Source organism: Leisingera sp. S232 (assembly GCF_049800895.1).
In the GTDB taxonomy this organism is placed as follows: domain Bacteria; phylum Pseudomonadota; class Alphaproteobacteria; order Rhodobacterales; family Rhodobacteraceae; genus Leisingera.
Genome location: NZ_JBNAFX010000054.1, coordinates 1 through 17,601, shown reverse-complemented (window position 1 = coordinate 17,601; position 17,601 = coordinate 1). Strand labels below are relative to the sequence as shown.

Genomic DNA, 17,601 nt, shown 5'->3' with positions numbered 1-17,601 from the left:
CGAGATACTGCGCGCTTCGCAACGCTTCGGCAGGGCGCTGTGGAAACGATGGAGTGGTTATCACATCCGAAGTCGCGTGGAGGCCAAAATGCTATGCCTCAAGGCATTCGGCGAACGCATCATGGCGAGGGACCCAGACAGACAAACCGCCGAAATCCACATCCGCATCGCTCTCATGAACCGATTCTCGGCCCTCGGCACCGCCGAGATCGTGTGTGATGGATGAATCCGCCGCGGAAAGGGGAAGCTCGTCCTCAAAACGAGTTGCGCAACAACGCCGGTTCGAGTTGAGAAAAATCGTGCTTCGTTTGGTGTTTACGGAGCCTGTTCACTACAGCCGCGACAACGGCTTTTTGAACACCAAATTTTCAATGCCATTCAATGTGTTAGGAGGTCAAAACATGATGAAATTGCAAAATGGTGCTGCTGGAGAGAATTGAACTCTCGACCTCTCCCTTACCAAGGGAGTGCTCTACCTCTGAGCTACAGCAGCGCCGGTGAGGGGGCTTTTAGGCATAAACGCGAAGGCGTGCAAGAGCATTCTGGACGGTTTTTTCGCACTAAGTTACAGAAGTCTTATGGCAGAGAAGAAATCACCAAAAAACGACGGTTCCGCAGCTTCGCGCGAAGATCGGCTGAAGGCGGCGCTCAAGGCAAACATGGCCCGGCGCAAGGCCCAGGCCAAGGCGCGAGCGGATAAGCAGGACCAGGAAACGGGCAAAAGCGGAGAGTAAGGTTAAATGGATTCGATTTTGGTAACGGGCAACGGCCCGCTGAACGGGCAGATCCCGATTGCTGGCGCCAAAAACGCCTGCCTCACCCTGATGCCAGCGACGCTGCTCAGCGAGGAGCCGCTGACGCTGACCAATGCGCCGCGTCTGAGCGACATCAAGACCATGACCACGCTGCTGCAGTCGCTGGGGGCCGAAGTGTCCAGCCTGCAGGACGGGCAAGTCCTGGCGATGTCGAGCCATGACCTGACCAGCCACGTCGCTGATTATGACATCGTACGCAAGATGCGCGCCTCTAACCTGGTGCTGGGCCCGATGCTGGCGCGGCTGGGTCAGGCGGTGGTGTCGCTGCCCGGTGGCTGCGCGATCGGAGCGCGGCCGATGGACCTGCATATCCATGGGCTGGAGGCACTTGGGGCCGAGATCGAACTGAAGGACGGCTATCTCCATGCCAAGGCGCCGGGCGGTCTGAAGGGCGCAGTGGTGGAGCTGAGCTTTGCCTCTGTCGGAGCAACCGAGAACATCATGATGGCGGCCACGCTCGCCAAAGGCACCACTGTCATCAAGAACGCGGCACGCGAGCCAGAGATCGTCGATCTGGCGGACTGCCTGCGCAAGATGGGTGCGCAGATCGATGGTGACGGCTCTCCCGACATCACTATTCAGGGCGTCGACCGCCTGCATGGCGCCACACATCAAGTGGTGACCGACCGGATCGAATTGGGCACTTACATGCTGGTGCCTGCGATCTGCGGCGGCGAGGTGGAACTGCTGGGCGGCCGCCGCAGCCTGCTGGAAAGCTTCTGTGCCAAGCTGGAGACGGCCGGCATCGAAATTTCTGAAGGTAAAAACAGCCTCACAGTCAGCCGTAAAAACGGCCGGGTCCGCGCCGTGGATGTGGTCACCGAACCTTTCCCCGGTTTTCCTACGGACCTGCAGGCACAGATGATGGCATTGATGTGCACGGCCGAGGGCACTTCGGTTCTGGAAGAAAAGATCTTTGAAAACCGGTTCATGCACGCGCCGGAACTGGTCCGCATGGGTGCCCAGATCGAAGTACATGGTGGCACTGCAACCGTGACCGGAGTCGAGCGGCTGAAAGGCGCACCCGTCATGGCCACTGACCTGCGCGCCTCTGTCTCGCTGATTCTGGCTGGCATGGCGGCAGAAGGCGAAACCCGCGTCAGCCGGGTCTATCACCTGGATCGCGGTTATGAGCATGTGGTGCGCAAGCTCTCCGGTGTCGGCGCAAGAATTGAGCGGATCAAGGAACAGTCATGACCGACGCAAGCTTTGAAGACGGACGCGAGGCGCCTCTGAACCTGGGCGCGCTGGAGACGGAGGACCTCAAGGTTCTGTCTTCACTGCTGCAAGATTCGGTGTTCCCGGTGACCGAAATGAGCTGGCGCGCTCATGAACGCCGCTTTGCGCTGCTGGTGAACCGGTTCCGCTGGGAAGACCGCGATGCAGCGGAACGCCGCGGCCGCGCCTATGAACGGGTGCAGTCTCTTCTGGTGGTGGACAATGTGCTCGGCGTGTCCTCGCAAGGTGTGGACCGCAAGGACAAGGATCTGATCCTGTCACTGCTCTCCATCACATTCGAGCCCGGCGAAGACGGTGCTGGCCATGTGCTGCTTACCCTGGCAGGCGACGGGGCCTTGCGCCTGCCAGTGGAGGCGCTGGACGTTTCCCTGCGTGATGTCACCCGTCCCTACCAGGCTCCCTCTGGCCTGGCGCCGGACCACAGCGCCTAAAGGATGCAGAACAAGCGCGGCATTTCCCAGGCCTTCGCGGCTCCGGCGGCCCCGCTGAGCATCCGCCGCGCCACGGTTTTCGACGTCTTTTCCATGAGCCGGGTTCTAATCAGCTCAATCCGCGACCTATGCAAAGCAGATCACGGCAACGACGCCGGCCGGATCGCGGATTGGACTGCCAACAAGACTCCGGAGCAGATCCGCGACTGGATCGGCGGCCCCGGGCGCTACTGGCTGGCGGAACAGAACAATGAAGCGGCAGGCGTGGGCGGTCTGGCCCCCGACGGCAGCATATCCCTGCTTTACATAGCGCCTGCCGCAGCTGGCCAAGGCGCCGGGACTGCCCTGCTGGCACATCTGGAAGCCGAACTGCTGCGCGATGGCCATGCAGAGGGCCGCCTCAGCGCCACCCGCACCGCGCTGGCGTTCTACCGCAATCACGGCTGGCAAGAAATCCGCACGGACAGCAATTGCTGCGGCACCTCCTGCAGGACGATGCGCAAAACCTTACGCTGATCTGCCGCTTCTTTCTGGTCCAAAATACCCCGGGGTGAATTGGCCGCAGGCCAAAAGGGGCAGCGCCCCGCTGCCGCTCCAACCTGCGGCGGCGCCCCCTTCTGCTTGCGTCCAATTGCACCGCCGTCACGCATAAATCTTGAGGCTCTGCCTGCATGCGGATATGCGGGGGCCAAAGGAGAACCCGATGCCGCAGTTTCTGAACACTTCTGAGTCCGGTTTTGAACAGTCCTTTGCTGCGCTCCTGGGCGCCAAGCGCGAGGACAGCCCGGATGTGGACGCCATCGTGGCAGAGATCATCGCCGATGTCCGCGCCCGCGGCGACGCAGCGCTGGTGGAGCTGACAGCGAAATTCGACCGGCTGGAACTGGAAGCAGCACAGCTGCGCATATCAGACGCCGAGACAGATAAGGCCATTGCCAGCGTTCCGGCGCAGGAGCGCGCGGCGCTTGAACTGGCGGCAGAGCGGATCCGGGCGTATCATGCGCGCCAGATGCCGGAGGATGCCCAGTGGACGGACGAAAGCGGCGCCACGCTGGGCTGGCGCTGGTCTGCGGTCTCGGCGGCGGGGCTGTATGTGCCGGGCGGCCTGGCTTCTTATCCGTCTTCAGTGCTGATGAACGCCATTCCTGCCAAGGTGGCGGGGGTGGCGCGGCTGGCGGTCACGGTGCCAACCCCGGACGGGCAGATCAATCCGCTGGTGCTGCTGGCAGCCCGGATCTCAGGCGTTGATGAGATCTACCGCGTCGGCGGGGCGCAGGCTGTTGCCGCGCTGGCCTATGGCACTGACAGCATTGCGCCAGTGGATAAGATCACAGGCCCGGGCAATGCTTTTGTTGCAGCGGCCAAGCGGCGGGTTTTCGGGAAAGTCGGGATCGACATGATTGCCGGACCCTCGGAAATTCTGGTGATAGCGGACAAGGACAATAATCCGGATTGGATCGCCTTGGACCTGATGAGCCAGGCTGAGCATGACGAAAGCGCCCAATCGATCCTGATCACCGATGATGAGGCGTTTGGCCGCGCAGTGGCTGCAGCCGTGGACAAACGCCTGGAAACACTGGAACGCCGCGCCATTGCAGGGAGGTCCTGGCGAGATTTCGGCGCGGTGATCACCGTGCGGGATCTGGATGAGGCTGCGGCGCTGTCAAACCGCATTGCCCCTGAGCACCTGGAGCTCTGCGTTGCCGACCCAGTTGCTCTGAGCGAAAAGACCGTCCATGCCGGCGCCATATTCCTGGGCCAGTACACACCTGAGGCAATCGGCGACTATGTCGGCGGCCCGAATCACGTGCTGCCGACAGCGCGCTCTGCTCGGTTCTCCTCCGGCCTGTCGGTGATGGATTTCCTCAAGCGTACAACGCTGAGCCATATGACCCCGGACTCGCTGCGCGCCATCGGCCCGGCGGCAGAGGTGCTGGCAAAGAGCGAAAGCCTGGAAGCACACGGGCTGTCCGTGACTGCCCGGCTGGAGGCCCTGAACGGGTAGAAGGGCGGAGGGGCGCTGCCCCTCTGCGCGTGCCGCGCATTCACCCCGGGGTATTTCACCCCAGAAAGAAGCTGCGGAAGTTCAGTAATGCGCAGTGTAGCCGCCATCCACCGCCAACACCTGCCCGGTGATATAGGACGCGGCTGGCGAGGCCAGGAACAGGAGGGCGGGCGCAAGCTCCTCTGGCTCTCCCCAGCGGCCCAGCGCAGTGGTGTGTTTGAGTTTTTCTGCAACTGCCGGATCCGCGGCTGCTGCCAAGTTGGGAGCCGTTTTGAAGAATCCGGGAGCAACGGCGTTGACAGTGATCCCCAGCGGCCCCAACTCGGCCGCCAGCGCTTTGGTCATGCCATTGATACCAGCCTTGGCGGTGGTGTAGGCCGCATCGCCCGATTGTGCGACCAGGCCGGCAATTGACGAGATGTTGATAATGCGCCCCCAGCCTTTGGGGACCATCTGCGCGGCGGCCAATTGTGACAGCCGGAAAGGCGAGACCAGGTCGACCTCCCAAAGCGATTGCAGATCGGAGCGGGTGAATTCCGGCAGGCTGCGACGGTCGCGCTGGCCGACGTTGTTGATCAGGATATCGAGTCCGCCTGCGCCTGCAATCTCCGTCATCGACCTTGTAACTGCAGCTTCATCCGCAACATCCATGACCAAAGGACGGGCAATGCCGGGCATTTGCGCCAGCGCCTGTTCCACCCGCTCCCTGCTGCGTCCGTTGATCCAGACCTCAGCCCCGGCCTCTGCCAGCAGACGGGCAGCGGCAAGGCCGAGACCGTCTGTTGAGCCGGTGACCAGAGCACGGCGGCCCTGGAGGGAAAACTGTTCAAGCCCTGTCATTTCGGCGCCTCCTGCTGGCGGCAGGCTGGTTATGGAGGCGTAGCCTGTCAAGCACTGCCGCAAACGGGCAGAAGTTTGACGCCCGCTGCTGCATTGCCCCGGGCACGGCGGTGCGATACTCATGGCCGGACGCCCTGCGCATATCAGAGACAAAGACCCATGAGCCGCATCAGCCAAATTGAACTGGACGACCGCAACCTGCCGCCGCCGACGCCGGAAATCGAGCAGGAGCGCAAGGTGGCGATCTATGATCTGATCGAGGAGAACAGCTTTGCGCTGCCACAACGGGAAGACCGCGATGTGCCCACCGGCCCCTATCATCTTGGGCTGGCAATCCGCGACAAGCGGTTGGTCTTCGACATCAACACCGAAGGCGGCGAAAAGGCCGCGGAGTTCCATCTGTCGCTGTCGCCGTTCCGGCAGGTGGTCAAGGATTACTACCAAATTTGCGAGAGCTACTTCAGTGCCGTGAAGACCCTGCCGCCCAGCCAGATCGAGACCATCGATATGGCCCGGCGCGGGATACACAATGAAGGCAGCCGGGTTTTGCAGGAACGGCTGGAGGGCAAGGCGGAGGTTGACACCGATACCGCCCGGCGCCTGTTCACGCTCATCTGCGTATTGCATTTCGGAGGCTGACGCGTGGAGGAGCTGCCGCAGTCCGTTCTGTTCTGTTGCGACCACAATTCGGTCCGCTCTCCGATGGCAGAGGGCATCATGAAAAAATTCTATGGCACCGGCACCTATGTGCAATCGGCCGGTGTCAAGAACGACATGGAAATCGACGGGTTTTCGATCGCGGTCTGCCAGGAAATGGATGTGGAGCTGTCGCGCCACCGGTCGCGTTCCTTTGACGAGATGGAGCGTTGGGGCGATGACCTGTCGTCCTTTGATCTGGTAGTGGCATTGTCACCGGCCAGCCAGCGTCGGGCACTTGAACTCACCCGTTTTTTCCACCTCGATGTCGAATATTGGCCAATTATGGACCCTACCGGGCTCGGCGAGACACGGGACGCCAAGCTAAACACCTACCGTCAAACACGGGATCAAATCATCCAGCACCTGAAAAACCGCTGGGGCGAACCGACGGAGAGAACATGACCGACATCATCGCACGCTATTTCGCGGCCTTTAATGCCGGCGACACAGACACCATGCTGGACTGCCTGGATGAACAGATTGCTCATCACGTAAACGAGGGGCAGATCCGCGTGGGCAAAGAGAAATTTGCCGAATTCTGCGGCTATATGGACCGCTGCTACAAGGAAGAGCTGACCGATATGGTGATCTTCTCCGCAGAGGGCGGCAGCCGCGCGGCGGCGGAATACATCGTCAATGGCACCTACCTGCAAACGGATGAAGGGCTGCCCGAGGCCAAGGGCCAGACCTACCGCCTGCCCGCGGGGTCGTTCTTTGAATTGAAGGACGGCAAGATTTCACGGGTTACCACCTATTACAATCTGGCGGACTGGATCGCCCAGGTTTCCAGGTAATGGCAATCCGGGTGGAAGCCATGACCGGCGCGGCACTTGAGGCAACGCTGGACGACGTGGCGCGCCTGCGCATTGCTGTGTTCCGGGCTTGGCCGTATCTTTATGACGGCGACCCGGCTTATGAACGGGCCTACTTGCAAAGCTACCGTGACAGCGAGCGGGCTGTTGTAGTCGGCGCTTTTGATGGAGACACATTGGTCGGCGCCTCTACGGGGGCGCCACTGGCTGATCACGCCGATGACTTCGCTGCCGCCTTTGACGGCACCGGCATCGATCTGGCCCAGGTTTTCTACTGTGCTGAATCCGTTCTGCTGCCGGAATACCGCGGGTATGGCGTTGGTCACGGCTTCTTTGATGCCCGCGAAGCCCATGCCCGCAAACATGAGTTCAGCAAAACTGCTTTTTGCGGTGTCCAGCGCCCGATGGATCATCCGCTGCGCCCGGACACCTACGCGCCGCTGGATCCCTTCTGGCGCAAGCGTGGCTATGAACCGCTGGAGGGGGCTATCGCGCAGTTCTCTTGGAAAGACGTGGATCAGGCGGAAGAGACAGAAAAACCGCTGCAGTTCTGGATCCGCGACCTGTAAAGAAAAAGAGGCACCGACAGGCGCCTCTTGTTTGGATGATCAAACGCCTTCCGGGCGGGCGGCCTGGACTTCCTCCAGCGCGATTTTCTGCTGCGTGGCATAGAGCTTCACGGAATCGCGGGCATCGTCGAAGGTGCGCTTGGCTGCTGTTACCGCCCTACCGGCCGCAACATATTCCTTCTTGTTGTAGTCTTCCTGCTTGAACTGCTTGAAATTCTCAATCAGCTCCTTGAGCAGTTTGGGCAGGGCGCCTTTCACGTTTTTTGCATGCGCGTCGATCTTGAAGGCCTTTGTCAGATCCCGAAGTCCGCTGTCAGCCTGCGCTTCGATCTTGGGGCGATCCGAACCTTCCTTGTTATAGGCTGTCTTCCACGCCTTTTTGATCGCTTCCAGCTTGTCCAGAGCCGCATTCACATCCTTGGAGATGTCGAGGCAGGCGGCTTCGATTTTCCTGGCACGATCCTCGGCAGACTGAATTTCTTTGATGAACAGTTTGCGGTTGGCCTCGTGCTCTTTCTTCAGTTTGGCCAGGTGCCTGTCGGTCTCTTCATTTTCCTTCTCAACCTTCAGCTGCTGCGCCATCTGCTTTTGCCTGATCTTATCCGCGTTGCGGGCCAGCTCGGCGGCAGCGGTCTCGTGTTTCTCGATCAATTTGCCATAGGCGAGACACATCTCCTTGCTATGAGACTGCAGCTTGCCGCATTTGCCGCGCGCCTTGAGCATTGCGTTGGCCAGCATGCTGAAGGCCTGAACGATTTCCCCCATATTGTCCAAGTCCGCCTTGGCCGGATCACCGGACGGTGGCACCCCCAGATTCTCCAGCAGGTCCATGTATTTGCCCACGCCGCTGCCCTTGCAGGCGCTGGAACGGTACTCGCGCCAGAATTTGGTGCGGAAGCCTTTTTTGGAAATGTCGGCAAGAACGCCCTTCAGGTTCTTGTCATCAAGTTTAGTCGCCAAGAGAGTGGTCCTTTTCCATGAAATCACATGATATGCTGGCCGTGAAAATGGTCAAATTGCCGGGCAGCACCAGACTGAAACGCAGCCCATGACTGATTTCGTTGCAAAAATGTTCATCTTGTTTGAGGTTTTTCCGGCATGCCCGGCGGCAGATGAAGACGGATTGCTGCACGACCTTGCACAGGGCCGCAATGCCGGGCAATCCTGCAGGGTGACCGCACTGGAATGCCGCTACTGACGGCCGGAGAGATCGCATGAAAATCGCCACCGCCGCCTATCCGCTCGACTGGCTCGACAGCTGGGCACAATATGAGGACAAGCTGGCCGCCTGGGTCTCTGAGGCAGCCGGCAATGGTGCGGAACTGCTGGTGTTTCCCGAATACGGCGCGATGGAGCTGTCGACGCTGGATGGCGCTGCAGTGGCCGGCGATCTGGAGCAGTCGATCCATTCGGTGTCGGAGAAGATGGAAGATGCGGCGGCACTGCATCTCAGACTGGCCGCTGAATACGGTGTGCATATCCTGGGCGCCTCTGCCCCGGTAAACAGCGGGCTGAGCCGACCGGTGAACCGGGCTGAGCTATATGCGCCAGCAGGCCAGCGGGACCACCAGGACAAACAGATCATGACCCGGTTCGAACGCGAGGATTGGGGGATCATGGGCGGCGGGCCGCTCAAGATCTTCGATACCTCTTTGGGAAGAATCGGGGTGCTGATCTGTTATGACAGCGAGTTCCCTCTCTTGGGCCGCGCGCTGGCGGAGACGGATGTGATTCTCGTCCCCTCCTGCACCGAGGCACTGGCTGGCTACTGGCGGGTGCGCATCGGTGCAATGTCGCGGGCGCTGGAAAACCAATGTGTGACCGCCATGGCCTCTGTTATCGGGACCAATGACTGGTCGGAAGCCGTGGACATAAACACCGGCACCAGCGGCATTTTCGGCCCACCAGACAAGGGCTTCCCCGGAACCGGTGTTCTGGCCGAAGGAGTGCTGAACCAACCGGGCTGGACCTATGGCGAAGCGGACCTGGACACGATCGCCCACGTGCGGTCCGACGGCGGGGTTCTGAACCGTCTGCACTGGGAGGAGCAAACGCCGCGGGTGAAATCGGTCACAAAGGCCGTACTTTGCTGATTGAGCCCTTGAATTATTGGGAAAATGACCCCATTTAAGCGCACGTCCCGCAGTTTGCGGGTTAACCCAATGATGGAGACAACATGGCCAAGGAAGATACGCTCGAATTTCCCGGTGTCGTGAAGGAACTCCTGCCTAACGCGACGTTTCGGGTCGAGCTTGAGAACGGCCATGAGATCATCGCACATACGGCAGGCAAGATGCGCAAGAACCGCATCCGTGTTCTGGCTGGCGACAAGGTCCAGGTGGAAATGACCCCCTATGACCTGACCAAGGGCCGGATCAACTACCGCTTTAAATAAGCGTTTGATCTGGAAGAAATATCAAGGCCCGGCACTCTGCCGGGCTTTTGTTTTGAAGCGGCCCTGCGGCCGCTGCCTCCGGCGGGAGTATTTCTGGAAAGATGAAGGGGCGGGCCGCTCTTTTCACTCTGCCCGCTTTCGCCGTATGACAGGTGCAAAGAGGTAAGAGGGCCACGGCATGGCATTTATCCTGGGATCCGGCAGCCCGCGGCGGCTGCAATTGCTGGCGCAGCTGGGTGTGCATCCGGACGAGGTGCGGCCGCCGGAGATTGACGAAACCCCACTGAAAGGCGAGCTGCCGCGGGACTACTGTACACGCGTCACGCGGGAAAAGACCCAAGCCGTTCCCGCCCGGCCAGATGACGTTGTTCTCTGCGCGGATACCACAGTGGCGCTTGGCCGACGGATTCTGGGAAAACCGCGTGATGCGGGCGAGGCGGCGGAGTTTCTGCTGGCGCTCTCAGGTCGCCGCCACCGGGTGATCACTGCTGTTGCCGTGCGCCGCGGGGATCGGGTCTGGCAGAAAGACGTCGTCAGCCAGGTCAAGATGAAGCCCCTCTCTGACGAAGAACTGAACGCCTATCTCGCCACCGGCGACTGGGAAGGCAAGGCCGGCGCCTATGCCATCCAGGGGCCCGCTGGCGCCTTTATTCCATGGATCAGCGGCTCTTTCACCGGCATCGTCGGCCTGCCGCTGTCCGAAACCGCAAACTTGCTGCGCGCCGCCGGGCTGCCGCTCTTTCAGGAGGCCGCCGCATGAAGGGCCGCACCATCATTCTCGACCACATCCAGGACCGCGAAGCCGCAGCGCTGATGGTGGATGGCAAGCTCGAGGACTTCCTTTTCGAAAGCGACGCTCCAGCCCCTGGCACCATTTACCGCGCCCGCGCCGACCGGCCAGTCAAAGGCCAAGGCGGCATGTTTCTGACCACGCCGGACGGCCCGGCCTTTCTGCGACAGGTCAAAGGGCTGACGCCGGGACAGATGATCCTGGTGCAGGTGTCCGGCTATGCCGAACCCGGCAAAGCCATCCCGGTGACCCAGAAGCTTTTGCTCAAGAGCCGCTATGCCATTGTCACGCCGGAGGCACCCGGCCTGAACATTTCACGCAGCATCCGAGATGAGGATGAACGCGACCGGCTGCTGGAAATTGCACATGAAGAAATGGGCGATATGGATTACGGTCTGATATTGCGATCAGCCTGTGCCGGTGCAGACGGCGAAGACATCGCCGAGGACATCGCCGCAATGGTCGCAATGGCGGCTCAGGTGATGCAGGACGAAGGCACCGAGGCCGAAGTTCTGGCCGAAGGCGACACACCGCATCTGTTGGCCTGGCGGGACTGGGTGGAACCTGCGGATGTCGAGCGCGAGGCCGGCGGGTTTGAACGCTTGGGCGTTCTGGATGCACTGGACATTGCACGCGGCACCCGAGAACCGCTTCCGGGCGGCGCCTTCATGTTCATCGAGCTGACCCGCGCTCTGGTTGCGGTGGATGTGAACACTGGTGCCGATACCTCGCTGGCGGCTGGGTTGAAGGCCAACATGGCTGCCGCCAAAGCCCTGCCCCGCGCCCTGCGCGTCCGGGGGCTGGGCGGCCAGATCGTGTTGGACCTGGCACCGATGCCGAAAAAGGACCGGCGCGGCTTTGAAACCGCACTGCGGGCGGCTTTGCGGACCGATTCCGAGGAAACCATACTGGCAGGCTGGACCAACCTTGGGCACTACGAACTGCAGCGCAAACGCGGTCGCCCACTGCTCCAGGAGTTTCTGAAATGAGTTGCCCGGTCTGCAGCGGGAAGTCGCAAAAAAGCTACCGGCCGTTCTGCTCCAAACGCTGTGCCGATATCGATCTCGGGAAATGGCTAACCGGTGCCTATGCAGTCCCCAGCCAGAACCCGGAAGATATTGAAAACGCACTGGAAGAAGCCAGACATGTCAAAGCGGCTGAAGAAAAATCACAGCAAACGCGTCATTAGCGATTTTCTTTGAAAAACCCTCTGGACACTGCCGCGCCCACGGCATAGAAGGCCCCCACCCAAGGCGACAAGCCTTCCCGTGCCCGGGTAGCTCAGGGGTAGAGCAGTGGATTGAAAATCCTCGTGTCGGTGGTTCGATTCCGCCCCCGGGCACCATTTTTATCAAAAAAAACAGTGCGTTGGCAGTTTGGCCGTTATTGCACCTCATCGGTTGATTGCCCGGGACTGCACCGGGACTGCAAAGAGCTTATTCCAGGATTGTGTGGTGGTCGAGACTGACAGTCTTCGCTTGGGCCAGAGTAATTCCAAGTCCAGTTTCGAAGAACAGCCTGACCATCGTCTGCGAAGAGGTTGAGAAAGACACCAGCGACCATTACTCTGGGTTGAAGGTGGCTGAAAAACAGTGTGTTGTCTCGGTGGTTGAAACAAGTGAGTCATTTTCATGCCTGATCGTTTTGCATTTCGCCAAGTTGACTACCGGGACATCCCGACATTCCTGGCGGATGGAGAAATCAGATCCAAGAATCATGGGGCGCCGCAAAGGTGTCACCAAACAAGCCTACCCGGCTTGGTTGGATTGCGTGGCACTGGTGCATTCACATTGCCATACGGTGGTGTAGTTAATGACTATGTCGCTTTCTATTTCTCCCCTTTGACATCGTTCACTTGCTCCATCCATCGAGAAAGCGTGGAAGTAATCGACCCAAATGGTGTCAAATTGGGTATGTCCAAGTTGGACGATAGAGCCTTTATAGTTTGCCGCACGGATGGGTTTCCAGCTGCAGGTGCCCCATATTGTTTCAGTGACTATCCTCTGAATTCCATGGCACCTCTGCCGACGCTCAGCGCCGACATTGGCCAGTTAGAAACGCATGTCCAGTGGAGTGTGTTTGATGACTACCCGCTTACCCCCGGGATTCCGGAGATTGGATACGATGGTGTTTGCAAGTTCTTTTTCAACAAGTTCCCACCTGCGAAATACCAGCTCCGCAAACAGCAGCGCATGGCTGAGTTCTTGGTGAAGGACGCGGTGTCGCTTCAGCAAGTAACTTGCATTGTTGTGCCTTCGGATGGCATGAAGAGGACAATTCAGGCGCATGTAGACGCCTCCGGATGGGGAATCCCTGTCTTGGAAAAACCAGGGTGCTTTGTTCGATGACCATTACATTCAAACGCGGTGATTTGTTCTCCGAGCCGGTCGAGGCTTTGGTCAACACTGTGAATTGTGTTGGCGTGATGGGGAAGGGCGTCGCACTGGAGTTCAAAAAGCGCTGGCCAGCAAACTTTAAGGCTTACAGAAAGCTTTGCGAGAACAAAGAGCTGACACCGGGTCGAATGTTCATCTTCGACACGAAGGAACTCTTTCCATCGGAAGGCCCCCGATATCTTGTCAACTTTCCAACCAAAGCACATTGGCGTTCGAAGTCAAAAATCTCCTATGTAGAAGATGGCTTGGATGCTCTTCGTGAAGAAATAACTGCACACAGTATCAAGTCCATTGCGATTCCTCCTCTCGGATGCGGCAATGGTGGTCTCGACTGGGCCGATGTGAAGCCGCTAATTCTTTCGAAGCTTTCGGGCCTGGATGATGTTGAAATCGTGATTTTCCCTCCAAGAGATTCCTTGGATCAACCTGAGCATGTCCATTCCAACCTGCCGATGACATATGCGCGGGCGATGCTCTTGAGGGGCTTGAGCGACCTTGAGAGATTTTTCGACGGTTCGTTCGACAGAGTTTCGTTGCAGAAGGTCGCGTATTTCCTTCAAGCTCTGGGTGTTGACTTCAATCTGAAGTTCGCCCGGAATCTTTATGGGCCTTACTCCGAGAACTTGAAGAAGGCTTTTGTTGCCTTCGAGAATCATGGGATGATCAGCGGATTTCTGACAGGAGACCGCCAAGCTCATGTCACGCCCAGTGGCTGCGCTGTCGCTGATGAATTCCTGAGTGAAGCCGATCCTGGTAGCGAGGATGTCATTGGTCGCTTGACCAAGCTCATTCAAGGCTACGAGAGCCCTTATGGGCTGGAGTTGCTGTCGTCAGTTCATTGGCTGGCTCATCATGAAGGGCACTACCCGGTCGAGAAGATCATCGAGCAGATGATGAGCTGGAACGAAAACAAAAGAAACACCTTCGGTGAGGACGCAATTCGAGTTGCGTATGATCGCCTGAAGGAAGATGGATTGTTGAATTAGATAGTGGGCGGGAAACTCCCGCCCCTACTCTCATGCAATCGTCTGATCTATCAGGTCGAAGCCTCTTTCAGTCGGCATGCAGAACAAGCACTGCCCATTGCTGGCTTGGGCCCATGCTTCACCAATCTGACGCTTGGCTTGCTCTCCTTCATAAAGGTGCCCGCCCTTGTATTCGACGGCCAAGATCCTCCCGTCTTCAAGCATGGCCATGAAGTCCGGATAGAATTTGTCATGTGGCATCTGAAGCCAGAAAGACGACTTCTTTCTATCGACATTCCGGATCCAGTATTTCACGGCATCCATCCGGTCCAGATGAACCGCGCACTCGAACTCCTCGCCCTGAGCCTTCAGGTCGCCAATCAACGGGGTATAGTGTTTGTTGAACTTGGTGGCCCCGGCATAGGGCTGGTTGAAGGCATAGCTCTGCTCATCAAAAATCATGGACAGCTCGGCGCTGGTGGCGAATTGATCAGCGTGGGCGGCAAAGAGGGCAGCGTAGTTGTCGTTTTCCCGATTATCGCGCAGATCGGAAATGAGGTCCGCCATGACCTTGCGCAGGTCGTATTTGTTGCGAGCCAGAACATCCAAATCATACCCTTCCTCGATGAGCTTGTTCAGGGCATTCCTGATGAACACCACCGCGCTCGGCTTGGTGATATCCGGGTGTTTGATGCCCATGTCGATCCAGTTTGCCAGCCTTGGCAATGTCCAAGCTGGTTCCTGGATGACTGCCGAAAGTTCACCCTGGACACGGCGAGCAAAGTCGATCTCGACTTTCCCGGCTTCAGAAATGTCGATCTGGCCAGACTGGCTTTCGTCAACGATCCTGAAGCGGTTTGCGATATCAGAGGCGTCGCACTGGTCGAGTCGCCATGGCAGGTCGAGAAAATGCTCCTTGCTGAATAGCTGCAACTCTCCCTGCTTGCGGAACCCCAGAAGAGGCACGATGAAGGGAGGTTTGTCCTGGTCTTCCGCCGCCGAAGTCTGAAAATTGTTGGACTTTGCATAAAGGCGTTCGACCACCGGTGCCGCTTTCGGGGCCTTGGCGAAGGCAAGCTGGATCAGGTTCCGGCTTTCCTTGGTCATCGGGCCTTTGTAGCCCAAAGACCGGCTTTCCGTGTCGTAGGTCAGCCGCTGTTTGACCGAAGCGGGCAGTTTCTCGATGGCCTCCTGCACCGTGTCGCTCGGCAGGTCTTCTTCCGGCAAAGGATCGGACTTGTGCTCGAACTCATGCGCGGCCTCCTCAAATCCCATATCGCCTTGCGGGGCAATGAAATTGGCTGCTTCCAGCTTATTGAAGCCGGAACCTTCCACCAAGCCATCTTTGAGCATTTGGGCCGTGTTGTCGAAACTGGCAGAGGCAACATAGGCGTAGGCCTGGTTGAGTGCCGGGCGGTTCTTGAGCCTGGCCTTGGGCATGCGCAGAACCCTGCCCAGGATTTGCTCAATTGCGGTGGATGATACCTGCTCGGCTACTGAACACAGGACGTAAGCGAAGGGGCAATCCCAGCCCTCTTTCAGTTTTTGCACGGTGATGATGTATCGCACCCGGCATTCCGGATCGGGAATGTCGTGTTCATCCAAATCCTTGCGAGGGCCAGAATGCACCGCAATCTGGTCCTTCGGGATTCCCTTGTCCTCGATCAGGAATTTTTCGATCACCTCGTAGGTCAAACGGGACGGATCATCTTTCTTCGCGCTTTGAGCCTGAAACAGGATCAGCGGGCGAATGTATTCACCCGTCTGGGCTTCTTCTGCCTTGGCGGCTTCCTCCAGCGCTGCCTGACAATCAAGCGCTGCGCCTATCGTTTTCCGCCAGTCCCGGTCGGTGGTCAGCTTGATCGGCATCTTGATCATCTGCTCTGCCTTCAGCTCGGCGGCTGAGACGGAATAGAGGATGTTGGATGCGTGCTTGTCCCTTGCCGGATTGTGGTCAGTTTGCGGCGTCGCGGTCAGTTCGAGGATCAGCGAGGGACTGAACCGGGCGAGCGTGTCGAAAGACAAGGCCGTGCGGGCATTGTGGGCTTCATCCACGATCACCATGGGCCGGTGAAGGCGCAGCAGGTTCGCCAGAGAAGCGATGGGGCGATTTGTGCCTTCGACCTTCTCCAAACCAGCTTCCTGCGCCTCTGTGAGGCCAGAAAAATGATCCATCAATGCGCCTGCATCCTGATAGACCTTCAAGCCTTCAGTGTCCGCGTCCCCGTTGGGCTTTTCCCGGCGGAAAGACTGAATCGTTGACACGATGATGCATGCCCCACCTTCGGCATCCGCCCGAGACATGGCCAGAGCCTCGGCCTTGGTCAAGATCGAGACATTGCGGCCAAAGTCCTTGGCCAAAGCCACCCGATATGGGTGTTCGGGGTTCTTCAAGGCCGCGACCGTCTGTTCCAGGATCGGGGTTGAGGGCACAAGCCAAAGAACCATCGGATTTGCGGCCTGCAAGTATTCCTGGGCGGCGATGCCGACAGAGTGCGCCGCCATGATGGTTTTGCCACCCCCGGTGGGCACGCGCAGACAGACATAGGGCGTGCCCTGGGCGATCACCGGCGCATCGCGGTAAGGCAGGTTCGTGGCCTTGTAGAAGGCGACATTGCAACCGTCATTGGTGCTGTCCCGTAGGTAACTACGAAAACGATCCAGAGCAGCTTGCTGGTATTCTTTCAGGTAGAAGTTCACAGCAGCCATATCACGCCCCCTCTATCTGATAGGGGATTTGCTTGAAGATGATACCCTCGGCTTTCAAACGCTCCGATGACACCGTGCAACCTTCGGCGTAGACGACACGCTCACCGTCGAATCCTGCTGGCATTCCTGGAAGTTCAGCCAGGGCATCCGGGGTTAGAACATTCCCTGCGGCTTCGCGGGGGAACCCTTGTTCGGCGGGTGAGAACAGCAGATAGACAATCTTGTTCTTGTCTTGTCCGATGAGGGAACTGGAGCCATCCACTTTCCTCGGCAGGGGAGCACCAGTTTCGGAAAAGAACACATGTGCGGCCAGATCAGGGAAGATCACAGCCTCGTCGATATCACCGAATTCGTTGAACAGCGGCGTGCCAAGGTGGCAGTAGCGGAAACCGCCACCGAGACCTTCAACCGGCTTTTCCGGATCACCACCTTTGTCATAGCCATTGATGACACGGCGAAGGCGCTCGGCAGTGATCTGGGGTGCGATCTTCTGATCCATCTCGACCAATATGAATTTGCGATTGCCGCCATCCTGTCTATTCAAATCGAGGACCGCATGGCCTGTTGTTCCAGAACCGGCAAATGAATCCATAACGAGGTCATGGGAGTCTGTTGAAATTTGCAGAATCCGATTTATCAGCCCAGTCGGCTTGGGGGGGCGTTGTTGCGCAACTCGTTTTGAGGACGAGCTTCCCCTTTCCGCGGCGGATTCATCCATCACACACGATCTCGGCGGTGCCGAGGGCCGAGAATCGGTTCATGAGAGCGATGCGGATGTGGATTTCGGCGGTTTGTCTGTCTGGGTCCCTCGCCATGATGCGTTCGCCGAATGCCTTGAGGCATAGCATTTTGGCCTCCACGCGACTTCGGATGTGATAACCACTCCATCGTTTCCACAGCGCCCTGCCGAAGCGTTGCGAAGCGCGCAGTATCTCG

At 58.7% G+C, this 17,601-nt stretch carries 22 protein-coding genes, 2 tRNA genes and 2 pseudogenes; 19 read left to right on the top strand and 7 right to left on the bottom strand.

Translation table 11 applies throughout. The features are described from left to right. Together ACP151_RS20275 and ACP151_RS20270 are read left to right on the top strand one after the other, a co-directional pair. Positions 1-226: pseudogene (locus tag ACP151_RS20275) on the top strand (IS5/IS1182 family transposase); the annotation flags it as partial. Then, positions 219-440, top strand: a complete 222-nt coding sequence (locus tag ACP151_RS20270; RefSeq protein WP_424980661.1) for a hypothetical protein — start codon at positions 219-221, stop codon at positions 438-440. The pseudogene ACP151_RS20275 and the gene ACP151_RS20270, both read left to right, overlap by 8 nt. On the opposite strand, the gene ACP151_RS20265 is transcribed toward ACP151_RS20270, so the two are convergent. Further along, a tRNA-Thr gene (locus ACP151_RS20265) sits at positions 419-493 on the bottom strand. The genes ACP151_RS20270 and ACP151_RS20265 overlap by 22 nt on opposite strands. A gap of 85 nt (positions 494-578) precedes the next feature. Between ACP151_RS20265 and ACP151_RS20260 the strand changes: the two genes are divergently transcribed. From ACP151_RS20260 to hisD, 5 genes are all read left to right on the top strand, one after another. Continuing rightward, positions 579-734 (top strand): hypothetical protein, encoded by a 156-nt coding sequence (locus tag ACP151_RS20260; RefSeq protein WP_424980660.1) that lies wholly within the window; start codon positions 579-581, stop codon positions 732-734. A 6-nt stretch (positions 735-740) separates the two neighbouring features. After that, entirely contained in the window at positions 741-2,012 is a 1,272-nt protein-coding gene (gene murA / locus ACP151_RS20255) for a UDP-N-acetylglucosamine 1-carboxyvinyltransferase (RefSeq protein WP_424980659.1), read from the top strand. Continuing rightward, complete coding sequence (locus ACP151_RS20250) at positions 2,009-2,485, top strand: DUF2948 family protein (protein WP_424980658.1); 477 nt, start codon at positions 2,009-2,011, stop codon at positions 2,483-2,485. Before murA ends, ACP151_RS20250 begins: the two co-directional genes overlap by 4 nt. A 3-nt stretch (positions 2,486-2,488) precedes the next feature. Then, on the top strand, positions 2,489-3,001 hold the full coding sequence (locus ACP151_RS20245) for a GNAT family N-acetyltransferase (RefSeq protein ID WP_424980657.1): 513 nt from the start codon (positions 2,489-2,491) through the stop codon (positions 2,999-3,001). A 187-nt stretch (positions 3,002-3,188) separates the two neighbouring features. Further along, complete coding sequence (gene hisD, locus ACP151_RS20240; RefSeq protein ID WP_424980656.1) at positions 3,189-4,490, top strand: histidinol dehydrogenase; 1,302 nt, start codon at positions 3,189-3,191, stop codon at positions 4,488-4,490. A gap of 81 nt (positions 4,491-4,571) precedes the next feature. On the opposite strand, the gene ACP151_RS20235 is transcribed toward hisD, so the two are convergent. Continuing rightward, positions 4,572-5,330 (bottom strand): SDR family oxidoreductase, encoded by a 759-nt coding sequence (locus ACP151_RS20235; protein ID WP_424980655.1) that lies wholly within the window; start codon positions 5,328-5,330, stop codon positions 4,572-4,574. A 159-nt stretch (positions 5,331-5,489) separates the two neighbouring features. On the opposite strand from ACP151_RS20235, the gene ACP151_RS20230 reads away from it, so the two are divergent. The 4 genes from ACP151_RS20230 to ACP151_RS20215 are packed head-to-tail and all read left to right on the top strand — an operon-like array spanning position 5,490 to position 7,410. Continuing rightward, positions 5,490-5,969, top strand: a complete 480-nt coding sequence (locus ACP151_RS20230; RefSeq protein ID WP_424980654.1) for a UPF0262 family protein — start codon at positions 5,490-5,492, stop codon at positions 5,967-5,969. A gap of 3 nt (positions 5,970-5,972) precedes the next feature. Next, positions 5,973-6,431 (top strand): low molecular weight phosphatase family protein, encoded by a 459-nt coding sequence (locus tag ACP151_RS20225; protein ID WP_424980653.1) that lies wholly within the window; start codon positions 5,973-5,975, stop codon positions 6,429-6,431. After that, on the top strand, positions 6,428-6,823 hold the full coding sequence (locus tag ACP151_RS20220) for a ketosteroid isomerase-related protein (protein WP_424980652.1): 396 nt from the start codon (positions 6,428-6,430) through the stop codon (positions 6,821-6,823). Before ACP151_RS20225 ends, ACP151_RS20220 begins: the two co-directional genes overlap by 4 nt. Next, entirely contained in the window at positions 6,823-7,410 is a 588-nt protein-coding gene (locus ACP151_RS20215; RefSeq protein WP_424980651.1) for a GNAT family N-acetyltransferase, read from the top strand. Before ACP151_RS20220 ends, ACP151_RS20215 begins: the two co-directional genes overlap by 1 nt. 39 nt (positions 7,411-7,449) lie before the next feature. On the opposite strand, the gene ACP151_RS20210 is transcribed toward ACP151_RS20215, so the two are convergent. Then, positions 7,450-8,370, bottom strand: a complete 921-nt coding sequence (locus ACP151_RS20210) for a hypothetical protein (protein ID WP_424980650.1) — start codon at positions 8,368-8,370, stop codon at positions 7,450-7,452. Beyond that, complete coding sequence (locus ACP151_RS20205; RefSeq protein WP_424980649.1) at positions 8,360-8,638, bottom strand: hypothetical protein; 279 nt, start codon at positions 8,636-8,638, stop codon at positions 8,360-8,362. The genes ACP151_RS20210 and ACP151_RS20205 overlap by 11 nt, the downstream gene beginning before the upstream one ends. Between ACP151_RS20205 and ACP151_RS20200 the strand changes: the two genes are divergently transcribed. The 8 genes from ACP151_RS20200 to darG all read left to right on the top strand — a co-directional run bounded on the left by ACP151_RS20200 (position 8,625) and on the right by darG (position 13,977). Further along, positions 8,625-9,503: a carbon-nitrogen hydrolase family protein gene (locus ACP151_RS20200; RefSeq protein WP_424980648.1), complete on the top strand. Its 879-nt coding sequence runs from the start codon at positions 8,625-8,627 to the stop codon at positions 9,501-9,503. The genes ACP151_RS20205 and ACP151_RS20200 overlap by 14 nt on opposite strands. 83 nt (positions 9,504-9,586) lie before the next feature. Continuing rightward, positions 9,587-9,805: a translation initiation factor IF-1 gene (gene infA / locus ACP151_RS20195; protein ID WP_005978431.1), complete on the top strand. Its 219-nt coding sequence runs from the start codon at positions 9,587-9,589 to the stop codon at positions 9,803-9,805. Positions 9,806-9,983: 178 nt separating this feature from the next. Next, positions 9,984-10,565 carry a Maf family protein gene (locus tag ACP151_RS20190; protein ID WP_424980647.1) on the top strand — a complete coding sequence of 194 codons (582 nt, stop codon included), beginning with the start codon at positions 9,984-9,986 and terminating at the stop codon, positions 10,563-10,565. After that, entirely contained in the window at positions 10,562-11,584 is a 1,023-nt protein-coding gene (locus ACP151_RS20185) for a ribonuclease E/G (RefSeq protein WP_424980646.1), read from the top strand. The genes ACP151_RS20190 and ACP151_RS20185 overlap by 4 nt, the downstream gene beginning before the upstream one ends. After that, positions 11,581-11,784 carry a DNA gyrase inhibitor YacG gene (locus ACP151_RS20180; RefSeq protein WP_424980645.1) on the top strand — a complete coding sequence of 68 codons (204 nt, stop codon included), beginning with the start codon at positions 11,581-11,583 and terminating at the stop codon, positions 11,782-11,784. Before ACP151_RS20185 ends, ACP151_RS20180 begins: the two co-directional genes overlap by 4 nt. An 81-nt stretch (positions 11,785-11,865) precedes the next feature. Continuing rightward, positions 11,866-11,940 (top strand) — tRNA-Phe (locus ACP151_RS20175). A gap of 286 nt (positions 11,941-12,226) precedes the next feature. Next, complete coding sequence (locus ACP151_RS20170) at positions 12,227-12,943, top strand: DarT ssDNA thymidine ADP-ribosyltransferase family protein (RefSeq protein ID WP_424980644.1); 717 nt, start codon at positions 12,227-12,229, stop codon at positions 12,941-12,943. Next, on the top strand, positions 12,940-13,977 hold the full coding sequence (gene darG, locus ACP151_RS20165; RefSeq protein ID WP_424980643.1) for a type II toxin-antitoxin system antitoxin DNA ADP-ribosyl glycohydrolase DarG: 1,038 nt from the start codon (positions 12,940-12,942) through the stop codon (positions 13,975-13,977). The genes ACP151_RS20170 and darG overlap by 4 nt, the downstream gene beginning before the upstream one ends. Before the next feature lie 30 nt (positions 13,978-14,007). Here the strand turns inward: darG and ACP151_RS20160 are convergent, their stop codons facing one another. The 3 genes and pseudogenes from ACP151_RS20160 to ACP151_RS20150 form a co-directional block, all read right to left on the bottom strand. Then, positions 14,008-16,665: a DEAD/DEAH box helicase gene (locus ACP151_RS20160; RefSeq protein ID WP_424980642.1), complete on the bottom strand. Its 2,658-nt coding sequence runs from the start codon at positions 16,663-16,665 to the stop codon at positions 14,008-14,010. 1 nt (position 16,666) lies between these two features. Then, complete coding sequence (locus ACP151_RS20155; protein ID WP_424980641.1) at positions 16,667-17,383, bottom strand: DNA methyltransferase; 717 nt, start codon at positions 17,381-17,383, stop codon at positions 16,667-16,669. After that, positions 17,376-17,601 (bottom strand): annotated as a pseudogene (locus ACP151_RS20150) (IS5/IS1182 family transposase); the annotation flags it as partial. The gene ACP151_RS20155 and the pseudogene ACP151_RS20150, both read right to left, overlap by 8 nt.